A 14,002-nucleotide genomic window follows, 5' to 3' on the forward strand; every position below is an offset into this window, starting at 1 on the left:
CCTGCTGCCCTTCTCGACGCGGGTGCGATACAGTTGCGTCGCATGGCGATAAGGAAAATAGGAAGAGACTTGCGCGCCAGGCTGCGGCTCGTCCGTGGATCTTTCGATCCCCGCCTGGCTTGGGGCGCTGCGTGCCTGTTCGCCGCGGGCGTGGCGGTCGTGGCTGCGTATGCCTGGGGCGAACGGGCCGGCATGCGCGACATGGCTCAGGGCGTGGAGCACCGGCTGGATATCTATGCGGGGGGCCTGCAGAGCGAGCTGACCCGATATGACTATCTGCCTGGCATCTTATCGCTGAACAAAGACGTCATTGCCCTGTTGAAGGATCCCGGAAATCCGGAACGGATTGCCCGCGTGAATCGGTATCTCGAAACCGTCAACTTGAAGGCCGGTTCATCCGAGATCTACGTCATGAACATGGATGGACTCACGCTTGCAGCCAGCAACTGGAACCGGCCTCCAAGTTTCGTGGGGCGCAATTTTTCATATCGCCCTTATTTCATCGATGCGGTCCAAGGATTGCCCGGCCGCTTCTACGGGGTTGGAACGGTCAGCCAGTCGCCGGGGTATTACTTTTCTTACGGCATCTACGATGGCGGCTCGATGCTCGGCGTCGCGGCGCTGAAGGTAGAGCTCGACAAATTGGAGAAGACGTGGGGGCGGGCCGACGAGAAAGTCGCCGTCGTGGATGAGAACGGCGTCATCTTCCTGACCTCCGTGCCCGATTGGGAGTTCAAGACGCTCAGGCCTTTGTCGCCGCAAACGCGGGAGCAGCTCGCCGCGACCCGGCAATACCACGCGGGCTCGCTGGCTTCCCTGGACATGACGGAGGTCCGGCGCTTTCCGGACGGCACCTCCATCGTGCAGTTTGCCGGCGAGGCAAAAGGAGGGGATAGCGGTAATTTCCTGCAGCCTTCTTACCTGTTGCGGAGCCGGTCGATTCCGGGTACCCAGTGGCGACTCATGGCGTTGTCGAACATCGCGCCCATTCATGCGCGTGCCAGCAATGCCGCCATTGCTGCGGCCCTGGTGATGGGTTTCCTGGCGATCCTGGGGCTGTACTTGCAGCAACGCAGGCGGGCGATCGCCCAGAGCCTGGCGGCGAGCGCGGCGCTGCAGCGCGCGCACGACGAGCTGGAGCGCAAGGTTGCCGCGCGCACGCAGGCGTTGAGTGATGCGAACCGCCATCTGCACATCGAGATCGCGGAGCGGAAGCGGGCCGAGGAAGAGCTGAAGGCGACGCTGGACGAACTCGTGCAGGCAGGAAAAATGGCGGCCTTGGGCCAAATGGCCGCCAGCATCACGCACGAATTGAACCAGCCGCTGGCCGCGTTGCGGACGCTCGCAGACAATGCGGCGGTGTTCTTGCAGCGTGGGCGCCAGGGGGATGCGCAAGAGAATCTCGCCCTGATCGGACAGCTGATCGCGCGCATGGGAAAGATCACGGGGCAGTTGAAAAAGTTCGCCCGCAAATCCCCATCGCTGCTCAAGCCCACCTCGATTTCGGTGGCGATTTCCGATGCGTGTTTCTTGCTCGAGCAGCGGCTGCGCCAGGAGCACGTCGAACTGAACGTCGCCGTTCCAGAGGACGCGTGCGCCTTGTGCGACGGCAACCGCCTGGAGCAGGTCTTGGTGAATCTGATGAGCAATGCCATCGACGCCATGGCGCAAACCGGGGAACGGCGCCTGGAGGTGAAAGTGGCGGTCGGGGAGTGGGTGTCCATCATGGTGATGGACAGCGGACCAGGCATTCCGCCGCATGTCATGCCGCGCTTGTTTGAACCCTTCTTTACGACCAAAGAGCAAGGGAGCGGCCTGGGGCTTGGACTGGCGATTTCCGCCGCCATCATGCGGGACTTCGGCGGAAGCCTCCGGGCGTACAACCGTCCGGGGGGCGGGGCGGCATTCGTCTTGCAGTTGCGTCCGGCGACGATAGAAATGGAGGAGGAAGCTGATGTTTGACGCGTTGAGCGTCCTATTCGTCGAGGATGACCCGGCAGTGCAGCTGGGCGGCAAGCAGGCCCTGCAGTTGGCGGGGCTGAACGTCGAGGCCTTGGATACGGCCGAGCAGGCGCTCAAGCGCCTTTGCGCCGGCTATCCGGGCGTACTGGTGACGGATGTGAAGATGGCCGGCATGGACGGACTGGAGCTATTGCGTCGGACCATGGAAATCGACCCCAGCATGCCGGTCATCCTGGTCACCGGGCATGGGGATATTTCCATGGCGGTGCAGGCGATGCGACTGGGCGCCTACGATTTCATCGAAAAGCCGTTTTCTTCCGAGCATTTGATCGAGGTCGTGCAGCGGGCATTGGAAAAGCGTTCATTGACGCTGGAAGTGCAATCCCTGCGCCGCCAGCTCGAAGACCGCCGTGCGATCGAGGGGGTGTTGTTGGGACGCTCTCCGGCAATCGTTGCGCTCCGGCGAGTCATCCTGGAAATCGCCGACACCGACGCCGACGTGCTCATCGTCGGCGAGACGGGAACCGGCAAGGAGCTCGTGGCGCGATGCCTGCACGATTACAGCAAGCGCCGCGAGCACCCCTTTGCGGCGCTCAATTGCGGCGGCATGCCCGAGAACCTGTTCGAAAGCGAGGTTTTCGGGCATGAGGCCGGCGCCTTTACCGGCGCGGTCAAGCGACGCATCGGCAAGATCGAGTATGCCCGGGGAGGCACGCTGTTCCTGGATGAAATCGAGACCATGCCGACCGTGCTGCAGGTCAAGCTGCTCCGTACGTTACAGGAGCGCGTGTTCGAGCGACTGGGGTCCAATGAGCCGCTGCCCATGGATTGCAGGGTGATTGCCGCGACCAAAACCGATTTGTTGTCCGAGGCGAATCGCGGCGTGTTCCGTACGGACCTGTACTACCGCCTCAGCGTCGCCGTGCTGGAGATCCCGCCCTTGCGGGAGCGGCGCGAAGACATCCCGCTGTTGTTCGAGCATTTCGTCCTCCAGGCTGCCATGCGCTATGGACGCGAGGCGCCCGAAGCGTCGAGTACGCAGATTCAGTCGCTCATGGCGCACCATTGGCCAGGCAACGTTCGCGAGTTGCGCAATGTCGCCGACCGGTTCGTGCTGGGGCTTGCCAAGGAGAACTTGGCGGAGGAGGCGTCGCTGCGGCGGCGCTCCTTGGAGGAGCAGGTGACGATGTTCGAGCGGCTGCTGATCGAGGATGCGCTCAAGAGTTGTTCCGGTCGCACTGCGGCAGCCGCGGAAATGCTCGGGCTGCCGCGCAAGACACTCTACGACAAGATGCACCGGCTTGGCTTGAGCACCGAGGACTTCAAGCAGGGATGAGCGTCACCGCCAGGCGGGGAGCGACGGGTGGCCGCCTTTTTTCCGCCGAGGTCGAGGGCTCGGGCACGAGCACGTAGCGGCCACTTTCCGGGGAGCCCTGGTAGCCGGTGCCGCGCAGCAGTTGGTTCAGGCCGTCCTGCACGGTATAGCGGCCTTGCAGGCCGGGCGTGGTCAGGCCGGAGACGCTGGCGGGATCGAAGGCGAGCCGGATGCCGGCCTGCCGCGCGAATTTCTCGAGTGCCGGCCGCAGCTCGCCGGGCGAGACGGCGAAACTCCGGCGGAACTCCTCCGCCGAATCGGCCTGCGGTTGCGTGTGCGGCATGCCCGGCAGCGCGAGCAGCCAGGTGAAGGAGATCACCGCCGGCACCGCGAACATCAACCATTTTCCCGGGACGGGAACCGCTGCCCTCTTGGTGCGGCGTGGCCGCAAGGGAATGACTTGGCAAGTCATACGAGTCTCCAGTTGCAGGGCGGCCCCGGCGGGGCGCCCTGCTTGTAATTGTTCGATGACGATTCAAGCGTATCACGGCATCGGCGTTCGGTCAGTTGTTCTCTTCCAAAAGCGGGGTACCTCCTAGATGCGGCCTGCCGGCGCCGCCCAGATTGCGCCGGGAATGCTTCATGCTGGCCCGAGCCGAACATCAGCTGGAGGAGCATGCATGAAGCCTTCTTCCCATCCTTCCGACCGGCGGTCTTCCGAGGGCGCCGAACACAAGGCACCCCCGGGCGCGACCCCGGATGTTTCCGCCAAGCGCGAGCAAATTTCGCGGCAGAACGATCGCAACACTTCCGCCGACGAGCTGGGACGTGCCCCGAAGTCGAACAAGCTGTCCGGCAGCGGCATCGACGTGGCCGGTCCCGGCGGCAAATAGCGGCGACAGTGCCCTCCTTGCATCCGGGCTCGTACACCTGGGCTCGTACTAATATGCGCCAAGAAGAGTCAGCAAGGAGGCATCTCGATGGCCGTATCCGCGTGGCGGCGCGATTGGTTGTCTAAACCCCTTTTCCGGTGGGCGGCAAGGTCGCTGCCCACGATGTCGGACACCGAGCGGGAAGCGATCGAAGCAGGGGATGTGTGGTGGGACGCGGAGCTGTTTACTGGCGATCCTGCTTGGCGCAAGCTACTCGACACGCCGCCTGCCCGGCTCAGCGAGGAAGAGCAGGCCTTTCTGGACGGCCCAGTGGCCGAGCTCTGCGCCATGATCGACGACTGGCGCATCAGCTGGGAATTGCGCGACCTGCCCGCCGACATCTGGGCCTTTCTGAAGGCGCGCAAGTTCTTCGGGATGATCATTCCCCGCAAGTATGGCGGCCTTGGCTTTTCCGCCTATGCGCACTCCGAGGTGGTCCGCCGCCTGTCTACCCGTTCATTGACGGCGGCGGTTACGGTGATGGTGCCCAATTCGCTGGGGCCGGGTGAGCTGTTGTTGCATTTCGGGACCGAAGCCCAGCGGGAGTATTGGTTGCCCCGGCTCGCCGACGGGCGCGAAATCCCGTGCTTTGGCCTCACCAGCCCGGAGGCCGGCTCGGACGCCGCCTCGATGGTGGACGAGGGCGTGGTCTGCCGGGGGCAGTGGCAGGGGCAGGAAGTGCTTGGCATCCGCCTGAACTGGCACAAGCGCTACATCACGCTCGGGCCCGTTGCCACGGTCTTGGGGCTGGCGTTCAAGCTGCGGGACCCCGACCGCCTGCTCGGGGATCGCGTCGAGCTGGGCATTACGGTCGCCTTGGTGCCCACCCATGCACCGGGCGTGGAGATCGGCCGTCGCCACATCCCCGCGATGCAGGTTTTCCAGAACGGCCCGAATCGAGGCCGCGACGTTTTCATTCCGCTCGACTCCATCATCGGCGGGGTCGAGCGGGCGGGCCAGGGCTGGCAGATGCTGATGAGCGCGCTGGCCGCCGGGCGCGGCATTTCCCTGCCTTCGCTCGCGGCGGCGTCTTGCGTCTTCTCGGCGCATACGAGCGGCGCCTACGCCAGGGTGCGCCAGCAGTTCGGCATTCCCATCGGCAAGTTTGAAGGCGTGCAGGAAAAGCTGGGGCGCATGGCAGCGCTGGCCTACCAGGTCGATGCGGCGCGGCGCCTGACATGCGCGGGACTGGACGCCGGCCACAAGCCGGCCGTGATCTCGGCCATCATGAAATACCACGCGACCGAGCGAATGCGCATCGCGGTGAACGACGCCATGGATGTGCATGCCGGCAAGGGCGTGATCGACGGGCCACGCAATTATCTCTCCAATATTTATCGAGCCATTCCCATCGGCATCACGGTCGAGGGAGCAAACATCCTCACCCGATGCCTGATCATCTTCGGCCAAGGAGCGATTCGCGCGCACCCTTACCTGATGCGCGAAATGGCTGCGCTGGCCGACCCGGATCCGCGACGCGGGCTGGAGGCGTTCGACCGGGTCTTCTGGCGCCACGCCGCGCATGCCGGGGCCAACGCTTTGCGGGCGTTGGCCAGGGCCTGGACGAACGGGCGTTTTGCGCCGGCGCCCCGGGGGGCGGGCGCCGTGGCGGGCTACTACCGCCAGTTGGGCCGTTACGCCTCGGCCTTTGCCCTGGTCGCGGACGTCGCCCTGGCGACGTTGGGCGGTGCGCTCAAGCGCCGGGAAATGCTCTCTGGCAGATTGGGCGACGTGCTTGCCGAGCTTTATCTTCTGTCTGCCGTCCTCAAGCGTTGGCACGACGAGGGTGCGAGCGAGGAGGACTTGCCGCTGGTGCAATGGTGCATGGAGAGCGGCTTGGCAACCATCGAAGAACGCCTCGACGGCGTGCTGGCCAACCTGCCGTCGCGGGCGGTGGCCGGCGTGCTGCGCTGCATCTGCCTGCCCCGCGGGGTGCGCCGCCGGGGGCCGTCGGACCAGTTGACGCAGGCTTGCGCCCGGATCCTGCTCGAACCGAGCCCGGCCCGGGAGCGCCTCCTTCCCGGACTCGCCCGGCCACGTCCGGGCGAGCCGCTGGACTGGCTGGCCAAGGCTTTCGACCTGGTGACGCGGGCCGCACCCGTCCTCGACGCACTGCGCCGTTCAGGGCATGCGGATTGGCGCGAGGCGGTGCGCAGCGGGACGCTGGATGCCTCGCAGGCAACCCTCCTCGAAGAGATGGAGCGCGCGGTGGCCGAGGTCGTGGACGTAGACAGTTTCGGGGCGGCGGACTTGGCAGGCGGCACCGCGCCGGCGCGATGCCGGCGTAATCCTGCGGAATAGGGGTAATTTCGGAGCGGTTCCCGCCAAAATCCCGTCAGGAAGGGTTGCCCTCGCGGGTGTTTTCGAGTAGAATTTTTCGAGTTGAAATCATTGCTCTACGTATCAAGCAAGAGCAATGATTTTTTTTCGTCACGCATTTTGGGAAGTTCGGAAGCAGATGGAACCCACCGGTTCTGCGGCGGAAGCAGGCGTTAACTACAACGTGCGGATCTTGAGAGCTCTGCGGCGCATCACGCGCAACATTGCGCTCCACTCGAAGCAGTTGGCTGCCTGCAGCCACATCACCGCTCCGCAGCTGGTATGCCTTTTGGCAGTCATCGAATCCGGCCCGCTGACGGCCACGGCCATCAGCCGAGAGATTTCCGTCAGCCCGAGCACGGTGGTGGGCATACTCGATCGGCTCGAGGAAAAAGGCTGGATCAAGCGCGAGCGGAGCCGGGAAGACCGTCGCACCGTGCTGGTATCCGCGACCGAAGAAGGGCGCGAAGTGGCCCGGCGTGCGCCGTCGCCACTGCAGAAAACGCTGGCTGATGCCTTGAGTGCCTTGCCCGAGCTGGAACAGGCCACGATCACGCTTTCGCTGGAGCGCATCGTGAGCCTGATGGAAACACCCACGGGCGCCAGGGATACATCGCCCCTGCTTGACCTCAATGCGTCGGATACGTCTCCGGAGTCGGGCCTAGCGGTTTGACCCGGTCCCGTCAACCAGCGCGCCGCGGTGTTCCTGCAGGCGTGCGAAACAATAGGAGGGTCGGAGTCTGAAAGCGATCGACGACACGCTCATCCAACCTGCGGTTTTCAACCCAGCCCTGGAGAACTTCGATCTGAGGCCGCCCGAAGTCGAAGATGCCTCGGAGATCCAGCGGCTGGTCCGAGAATCGCCGCCCTTGGATGTCAATTCCATCTACGCCTATCTCCTTCTGTGCCGGCACTTTCGCGACACGTGCGTCGTGGCCACCCGGCAAGGGCAATTGGCAGGCTTCGTATCTGCCTATATCCCGCCCAATCAATCCAATGTGTTGTTCGTCTGGCAAGTTGCGGTTCACCCCGCGGCGCGCGGCCATCGGTTGGGGCAGCGCATGATCGAACATCTTCTTGCCAGGCCGTTGCCGCAACCCATACGCAGCATCGAAACGACCGTATCTCCATCCAACCTGCCGTCGCGGCGCATGTTCGCGGCGCTGGCAAGGGATCGCGGCGCCGAATGCGTCGAGCAGCCCATGTTCCCGCCCGAATTGTTCGGCCAAAGCGGGCACGAAGAGGAGAGGCTGCTGCGCATCGGTCCGTTCTAGGCCTGGGGCGCGCGTAGCCCTAACCCCGGCCGTACTCCGCGGGGCCGTTCGTAACTGGCTGGATGCCCTCGCGTCTGCCGCCGGTGTCGTACCGCGTCGGCCCACCGTTTTAAGCATAAGCAAGACAGGAGGGAATACCTATGGATCTCAAGATCTTCGACCGCCTCGAATCGGAAGTCCGCGGCTATATACGCTCGTTTCCGGTAGTGTTCAGCAAGGCCAGAGGAGCTTTGTTGTTCGATGAGGAAGGCAGGCAGTACATCGACCTGTTCGCCGGTGCAGGAACCCTCAATTATGGCCACAACAATCCCGCACTGAAGCAGCCGCTGCTGGATTACGTCCAGGCAGACGGCGTGGTGCACGGGCTGGACATGGCCACCTCCGCCAAGAAGGCATTCCTCGAAGCGTTCGAACGGCTCATTCTCCAGCCGCGGGGCATGCAATACACGCTCCAGTTCACCGGCCCGACCGGTACCAACGCGGTGGAGGCCGCGCTCAAGCTCGCGCGTCGGGTCAAGCAGCGTTCCAACATCGTTTCCTTCACGCATGGCTTCCACGGCGTCACCTCGGGCTCGTTGTCCGCCACGGCTAACGCCAAGTATCGAGACGCGGCCGGCGTGAGCCTGGGCAATACGACCTTCGTGCCGTACGACGGGTATTTCGGCCCCGACGTCGACACCATGGCGTACTTCGAGCGCATGCTCGAAGACCGGAGCAGCGGCATGGATGCACCCGCCGCCGTCATCGTGGAAACCGTGCAGGGCGAGGGCGGGGTGAACGTCGCCACGCTGCGCTGGCTGCGCGAGCTGCAGCGCCTGTGCCGCCGCTACGACATGCTTCTGATCGTAGACGACATCCAGGTCGGCTGCGGCCGCACCGGAACCTTCTTCAGTTTCGAGTCGGCGGGCATCCAGCCGGACATCGTGACGCTGTCGAAGTCGCTGAGCGGATTCGGCCTGCCCATGGCCATGGTGCTCATCAAGCCGGAGCTGGACGTCTGGAAACCGGGCGAGCACAACGGCACGTTCCGGGGCAACAACCTTGCCTTCATCACTGCTCGCCAGGCACTCGAGCACTATTGGCGCGACGATGCCTTCACGCGCGAGATCCAGGCCAAGGAAACGCTAGTGCGCGATTGGCTCGAGAACATGGTGCACAACCATCCCGACGCCGATTTGTCGGTTCGCGGGCGAGGGCTCATCCAAGGGCTGGTGAGCGGCGTGCCGGGGCTGGCCAACAAGATCGCCGCCCAGGCGTTCAAGCACGGCGTTGTCATCGAAACCTCCGGTGCCAACGACGAAGTGCTGAAGCTGCTGCCCCCGCTGACCATCGAAGAAAGCTTGCTGAAGCAAGCGTTGGAGGTGCTGGACCGCGCCGTTGCCGAGGTGGTTGCCGCAGAGCGGCCTGGCCAGAAGCAGTCCAACGCCCGCGTGTTGAAGTTTGGAGGAAAAGCACGATGATCGTACGGAATGTCAAGGACATCATAGGAACCGAGAACGAAGTTTCCACGCCGACGTGGACCAGCCGCCGCGTGCTGCTGAAAAAGGACGGCATGGGGTTTTCATTCCACGAGACGATCATTCATCCCGGTACCGAAACGCATATTTGGTACAAGCATCACTTTGAAGCCGTCTGGTGCATCGAGGGTGATGGCGAAATAGAGACGGTCGCCGACGGCAAGAAGTACAAGCTCGAACCCGGCGTGGTGTATGCGCTGAACGAGAACGACGAGCACTACCTGCGGGGCGGCAAGGAGCCGCTGCGCGTCATATGTGTTTTCAACCCGCCTTTGACCGGCCAAGAAGTCCACGACGCCGACGGCGTTTACCCCTTGGTCGAGGAAAAGGCCGCCTGAGGGCAGAGCGCGCCGCAATGGCGCGTCGGCCGGGCGCCGCCCGGCTTCCCCATGACGAGCGGTCCGCCCGAGGTGAGGGCGGCCGCCTACGAGAACAGGAGGGCAAACATGATTACTCCCGCACGAGACCTTTATTCTTCCCGGGCCGATCGCGCGGCTGGCATCGTCCAGCGCCGCGACCCGGTCGTTTACGGCAGCGCCAAGACGGAGCCCGGAACGGGGCTGGATGCTGAACAACTGAGCAGCTATGAGCGCAACGGCTACATCCTGCTCAAGAATTTCTTCTCCAGCCAAGAGACGCAGGCGCTCCTGCACGAGGTCGAGCGCCTGGTGCGAGACCCCGCCATCCGGCGCCGCGAGGAGGCCATCACCGAGAAGGGCAGCGATGCGGTGCGCTCGGTGTTCATGGTTCACAAGCTGAGCAAGCTGCTGGGTCGGCTGTCGCAGGACATGCGGCTGGTCAACATCGCCAAGCAGATCCTCGGCTCGGACGTCTACATCCACCAATCGCGCGCCAACATGAAGCCCGGCTTCAACGGCAAAGAGTTCTACTGGCACTCGGACTTCGAGACCTGGCACATCGAAGACGGAATGCCGGCAATGCGGGCGTTGAGCTGCTCGGTGCTGCTGACCGACAATAATCCCACCAACGGTCCGCTGATGGTCGTGCCGGGGTCGCATCGCCAATTCGTGTCATGCGTGGGCGAGACTCCGCAGGATCACTATAAGCAGTCGCTGAAGAAGCAGGAGTATGGGGTGCCGGATCCGGTCAGCCTGCAGCTGCTCGTGGACCAAGGTGGCATCGACGTGCTGTCGGCACCGGCGGGCTCGGTCGTGTTTTTCGATTGCAACCTCATGCACGGTTCCAACAGCAACATTTCCCCATACCCGCGGGCCAATGTGTTCATGGTGTATAACAGCGTGGAAAATACCCTGAACAGTCCCAGGTACGGCCTGAACCCGCGGCCGGAGTTCATCGCCACGCGCGAGAGTTTCGCTCCCATCCAGCCGGTCGAGCCGGGCTATCTGCGGTCGGTCTGACGACCGCCTCGCATCGGCCGGCAGGGGCGTCTTCGGGCGCCCTTGCCGCAGGTACAGGGGAAGCGGGCCGCCGTTGGAGCCAACCGGTCCGGATCGGGTATAAACGCACCTGGCCGTTTGCGGTCGCTTCCTAGGACATCCCACGTTATGCAACGCATCATGCTTCGCGCCAAGATTCACCGCGTCGCGGTGACTCAGGCCGACCTGAATTACGAAGGCTCCTGCGGTATCGACGAGGACTTCCTCGATGCCGCGGGCATGAAAGAGTACGAGCGCATCGAGCTGTACAACATCAACAACGGCGAGCGCTTTTCCACCTACATTATCAAAGGCAAGCGCGGCAGCGGCGAGATCTCGCTCAATGGCGCGGCGGCGCGTCGAGCCCAGGTGGGCGATTTGTTGATCATTTGCACCTACGGTCCGATGACGGACGAAGAGGCGGAACAGCACAAGCCCGTCGTCGTGCTGGTCGACGAGAACAACCGCATCAAAGAAGTGATCCGCAAGTCCTGAGCCTGCCGAGGCTTCGATGCAGGCCGATTTGCTGCTCTTCCTGTCCATGTCAGTGGGCGTGACGATCGCCCCCGGGCCGGACAATCTCCAGGTACTCGCACGTTCGCTTAGCCAGGGCCGCACCGCGGGCATCGCTGCCGCGCTGGGGTTTGCCTCCGGCTGTCTTTTCCATACCGCACTGGCGGTCTTGGGCGTCGCGGCGCTGCTCAAGGCTTCGCCCATGGCCTTCGATGCAATTCGACTGGCCGGGGCAGCCTATTTGTTGTGGCTGGCGGTGCAGGTGCTGCGGAACCGGGGCGGTTTTTCGCCTACGAGCGGCCCGCAGCCCTTGAGCCATGCGCGCATTTTCGGGCAGAGCGTACTGGCAAACATGCTCAACCCGAAGGTCACGCTTTTTTTCCTCGTATTCCTGCCGCAGTTCGTGAATCCCTGGGCCGGCCATCCCGATTGGCAAATGCTGTGGCTCGGCGTGATTTTCATGGTCCAGGCCGCAGTGGTCTTTTGCCTGATCGCCTGGTTTGCCGGGTTGGTGGGGCAGCTGCTGCGGCGCCGCCCGCACGTTGGGGTTTGGTTGGACCGGCTGGCGGGCCTGATCTTTCTGTTCCTCGCCATCCGCATTGTCTGGGAGTGAACGCGGCGCCGCGGTCATCGTGCGCCGAACCAGTTGCGGAGCGCATGACCGACGCAAGGGTGGCGCAGGCGGACGCGCAATTCGGAGCGCAACCGGCGAGTGTCCAGCCGGCGCGACTCCTGCATGAATGACCACATGGCAGGACGCACTGCGGCGCGCACCTGCGCAGCTGGCAGGCGAGGCGGACGTGGCAGGCCGGCAGCGTCGGCGACTGCGTCGAAGTAGTCGCCCATCTTCAAATCCTGTCCATCCGCCGCGTGTATCACCCGTTGTGGCCGGCCCCGGTACAACGCGCATTCCAGGATGCGCGCCAAGTCTCCGATTTCGATGTGGTTGGTGTAGACGTCCTCCTCGGGCACGAGGCACGGCAGCCCTGTGCGCAGTCGCTCCAGGGGCAGCCGGCCTCGGCCATAAATGCCGGGAATGCGCAGCACGACGGTGCGCCACGGAGCAAGGCCCAGGTGGGCGGAGCGCGCGCGGGAGGGGGCGATGGCGCGCCAGACTGCTTCGGCCGCGGCGCGGCGCCGCCCGCGCGGCGAGGCTGGTCGCAACGGCGCCGTTTCCGTCAGCCGGCGCCCCTGCGCATCGCCGTAGACGCCGGTCGTGCTGGCATAGACGAGGGTGAGCGGCCGGCGAACTCGCTCGCGCGGCCCTGTCGCGGGTTTGGCTACAATGTCGGGATGCCGGACAGGACGGGTGCCGCGGCCCGTCGGGGCCGGCAATGCGCGCACTTTCCGGGCTGGGCGCCGTAAGACGGCAGCCAGTCGCCGGGAGCGCGGATCGTCTTCGCCTTGGCCGGGCGGGGGCGCCAGCATCAGGACGTCGGTGGCGAGGCCTCGCAGGCGTCCGAGCTGCCGCAGGCAGTCCAGATTGCCCAGCAGCGGAATGGCGCCCGCGGCGCGGAGCTCGGACAGCCGTTCGGGGCTGGACGTGAGCGCAAAAACCCGTTTCCGGCCGGACAGCCGTTCCAGGACGTGCAGGCCCGTGTCGCCACAGCCGACGATCAACAGACGCGGGCGGCCCAGGCGCGCGGTTCTCGCGGGCTGTGGGAAGTTCATCGTATTTCCACCGTTTTTATAGGATCCGGGTGATGAGTCATCAGGTCACCGTACTGCCCAGCGGTCATCAGTTCATGGTCCAGGAAGGCCAGACCGTGCTCGATGCAGCGTTGCAGGCAGGCGTAATGTTGCCTTATAGCTGCAAGAACGGCGCGTGCTCGTCGTGCAAGGGCAAGGTGGTCGCCGGCGAGATCGAGCTGGGACCGCATCAAGCGCAGACGCTGACGCCGGAGGAGGCCGCCCAGGGATGGGCGCTGTTCTGCGTCGCCAAGCCGCGCTCCGATTTGACCATCGAAGTGCGCGAAGTCGACGGCATTGGCGACATTCCCATCCGCAAGCTGCCTTGCCGTGTGCAGAGCCTGACGGACGCCGCGCCGGACGTGAAGATCGTCCGGCTGCAGTTGCCCGCCACGGAAAAGCTGCGTTTCAACGCGGGGCAGTACGTGGAGATCATCATGAAGGACGGTCGCCGCCGCTCCTATTCCATGGCCAACGCGCCGCACGAAGAGGGCGGACTGGTGCTGCACATCCGCCATCTTCCGGGTGGAGCCTTTACCGATCACGTCTTCGGCGTCGGCCCGACCCAGATGAAGGAGCGGGACATCCTGCGCTTCGAGGGCCCGTTCGGTTCGTTTTTCCTGCGCGAGGAAAGCGCCAAGCCCATCGTCATGCTTGCCAGCGGCACGGGTTTCGCGCCGATCCGGGCGATGGTAGAGCACATGATCCACAAGGATATCCGGCGTCCGGTCCACCTGTATTGGGGAGGGCGTCGCCCGCGCGACCTCTACATGGACGCAGCGGCCCGCGAATGGGCGAGTACCCGCCCGGACTTCCGCTACGTGCCGGTGATTTCCGACGCCTTGCCGGAGGACGGTTGGGCGGGCCGTACGGGTTTCGTGCACAAGGCCGTCATGGAAGACATTCCGGATTTGTCGGGCTACCAGGTCTACGCGTGCGGCGCCCCCGTCATGGTCGAATCGGCCCATAGGGATTTTGTACAACAGTGCGGCCTGCCTGAAGACGAGTTTTACGCGGATGCCTTCACTTCCGAGGCAGACATCGCGCGCAACACGGTGTAATGTTTACCGACCCGCCGCATCGG

14 protein-coding genes are annotated in these 14,002 nt (G+C 64.2%); 12 read left to right on the plus strand and 2 right to left on the minus strand.

Annotated elements, in window-relative coordinates:
• Window positions 1-69 precede the first annotated feature (69 nt).
• Both Q0319_RS18070 and Q0319_RS18075 read left to right on the plus strand, forming a co-directional pair.
• Window positions 70-1,962, plus strand: a complete 1,893-nt coding sequence (locus Q0319_RS18070; RefSeq protein WP_296467935.1) for an ATP-binding protein — start codon at window positions 70-72, stop codon at window positions 1,960-1,962.
• The gene (locus Q0319_RS18075) at window positions 1,955-3,298 is read left to right on the plus strand and encodes a sigma-54 dependent transcriptional regulator (protein WP_296467936.1); all 1,344 of its coding nucleotides are present in this window, start codon (window positions 1,955-1,957) and stop codon (window positions 3,296-3,298) included. The genes Q0319_RS18070 and Q0319_RS18075 overlap by 8 nt, the downstream gene beginning before the upstream one ends.
• Here the strand turns inward: Q0319_RS18075 and Q0319_RS18080 are convergent.
• Entirely contained in the window at window positions 3,285-3,749 is a 465-nt protein-coding gene (locus tag Q0319_RS18080) for an STN domain-containing protein (RefSeq protein ID WP_296467938.1), read from the minus strand. The two genes, Q0319_RS18075 and Q0319_RS18080, sit on opposite strands and share 14 nt — an antisense overlap.
• A gap of 208 nt (window positions 3,750-3,957) precedes the next feature.
• Here Q0319_RS18080 and Q0319_RS18085 point away from each other — a divergent pair, with 208 nt between their 5' ends.
• From Q0319_RS18085 to Q0319_RS18125, 9 genes are all read left to right on the plus strand, one after another.
• The gene (locus Q0319_RS18085) at window positions 3,958-4,170 is read left to right on the plus strand and encodes a hypothetical protein (RefSeq protein WP_296467940.1); all 213 of its coding nucleotides are present in this window, start codon (window positions 3,958-3,960) and stop codon (window positions 4,168-4,170) included.
• An 87-nt stretch (window positions 4,171-4,257) separates the two neighbouring features.
• Window positions 4,258-6,510: an acyl-CoA dehydrogenase gene (locus tag Q0319_RS18090; RefSeq protein WP_296467942.1), complete on the plus strand. Its 2,253-nt coding sequence runs from the start codon at window positions 4,258-4,260 to the stop codon at window positions 6,508-6,510.
• Between the two features lie 157 nt (window positions 6,511-6,667).
• A complete protein-coding gene (locus Q0319_RS18095; protein WP_296467944.1) occupies window positions 6,668-7,201 on the plus strand; it encodes a MarR family transcriptional regulator in 534 nt (177 codons plus the stop codon).
• A gap of 133 nt (window positions 7,202-7,334) precedes the next feature.
• Window positions 7,335-7,802: a diaminobutyrate acetyltransferase gene (gene ectA, locus Q0319_RS18100; RefSeq protein WP_299455072.1), complete on the plus strand. Its 468-nt coding sequence runs from the start codon at window positions 7,335-7,337 to the stop codon at window positions 7,800-7,802.
• A gap of 140 nt (window positions 7,803-7,942) precedes the next feature.
• On the plus strand, window positions 7,943-9,262 hold the full coding sequence (gene ectB / locus Q0319_RS18105) for a diaminobutyrate--2-oxoglutarate transaminase (RefSeq protein WP_296467946.1): 1,320 nt from the start codon (window positions 7,943-7,945) through the stop codon (window positions 9,260-9,262).
• The gene (locus tag Q0319_RS18110; protein WP_296467948.1) at window positions 9,259-9,657 is read left to right on the plus strand and encodes an ectoine synthase; all 399 of its coding nucleotides are present in this window, start codon (window positions 9,259-9,261) and stop codon (window positions 9,655-9,657) included. Before ectB ends, Q0319_RS18110 begins: the two co-directional genes overlap by 4 nt.
• A 108-nt stretch (window positions 9,658-9,765) precedes the next feature.
• Window positions 9,766-10,698 carry an ectoine hydroxylase gene (gene thpD / locus Q0319_RS18115; RefSeq protein ID WP_296467949.1) on the plus strand — a complete coding sequence of 311 codons (933 nt, stop codon included), beginning with the start codon at window positions 9,766-9,768 and terminating at the stop codon, window positions 10,696-10,698.
• A 147-nt stretch (window positions 10,699-10,845) separates the two neighbouring features.
• Entirely contained in the window at window positions 10,846-11,211 is a 366-nt protein-coding gene (gene panD, locus Q0319_RS18120; protein ID WP_296467952.1) for an aspartate 1-decarboxylase, read from the plus strand.
• A 16-nt stretch (window positions 11,212-11,227) separates the two neighbouring features.
• Window positions 11,228-11,842 (plus strand): LysE family translocator, encoded by a 615-nt coding sequence (locus tag Q0319_RS18125; RefSeq protein ID WP_299454932.1) that lies wholly within the window; start codon window positions 11,228-11,230, stop codon window positions 11,840-11,842.
• A gap of 14 nt (window positions 11,843-11,856) precedes the next feature.
• Here Q0319_RS18125 and Q0319_RS18130 read toward each other — a convergent pair whose 3' ends face one another.
• A complete protein-coding gene (locus tag Q0319_RS18130) occupies window positions 11,857-12,900 on the minus strand; it encodes an SDR family NAD(P)-dependent oxidoreductase (protein WP_299454934.1) in 1,044 nt (347 codons plus the stop codon).
• 32 nt (window positions 12,901-12,932) lie between these two features.
• On the opposite strand from Q0319_RS18130, the gene Q0319_RS18135 reads away from it, so the two are divergent.
• Window positions 12,933-13,979 (plus strand): CDP-6-deoxy-delta-3,4-glucoseen reductase, encoded by a 1,047-nt coding sequence (locus Q0319_RS18135; protein WP_296469187.1) that lies wholly within the window; start codon window positions 12,933-12,935, stop codon window positions 13,977-13,979.
• Window positions 13,980-14,002 lie beyond the last annotated feature (23 nt).

Origin of the sequence: uncultured Pigmentiphaga sp. (assembly GCF_937950555.1) — a bacterium.
Taxonomy (GTDB): domain Bacteria; phylum Pseudomonadota; class Gammaproteobacteria; order Burkholderiales; family Burkholderiaceae_B; genus Pigmentiphaga.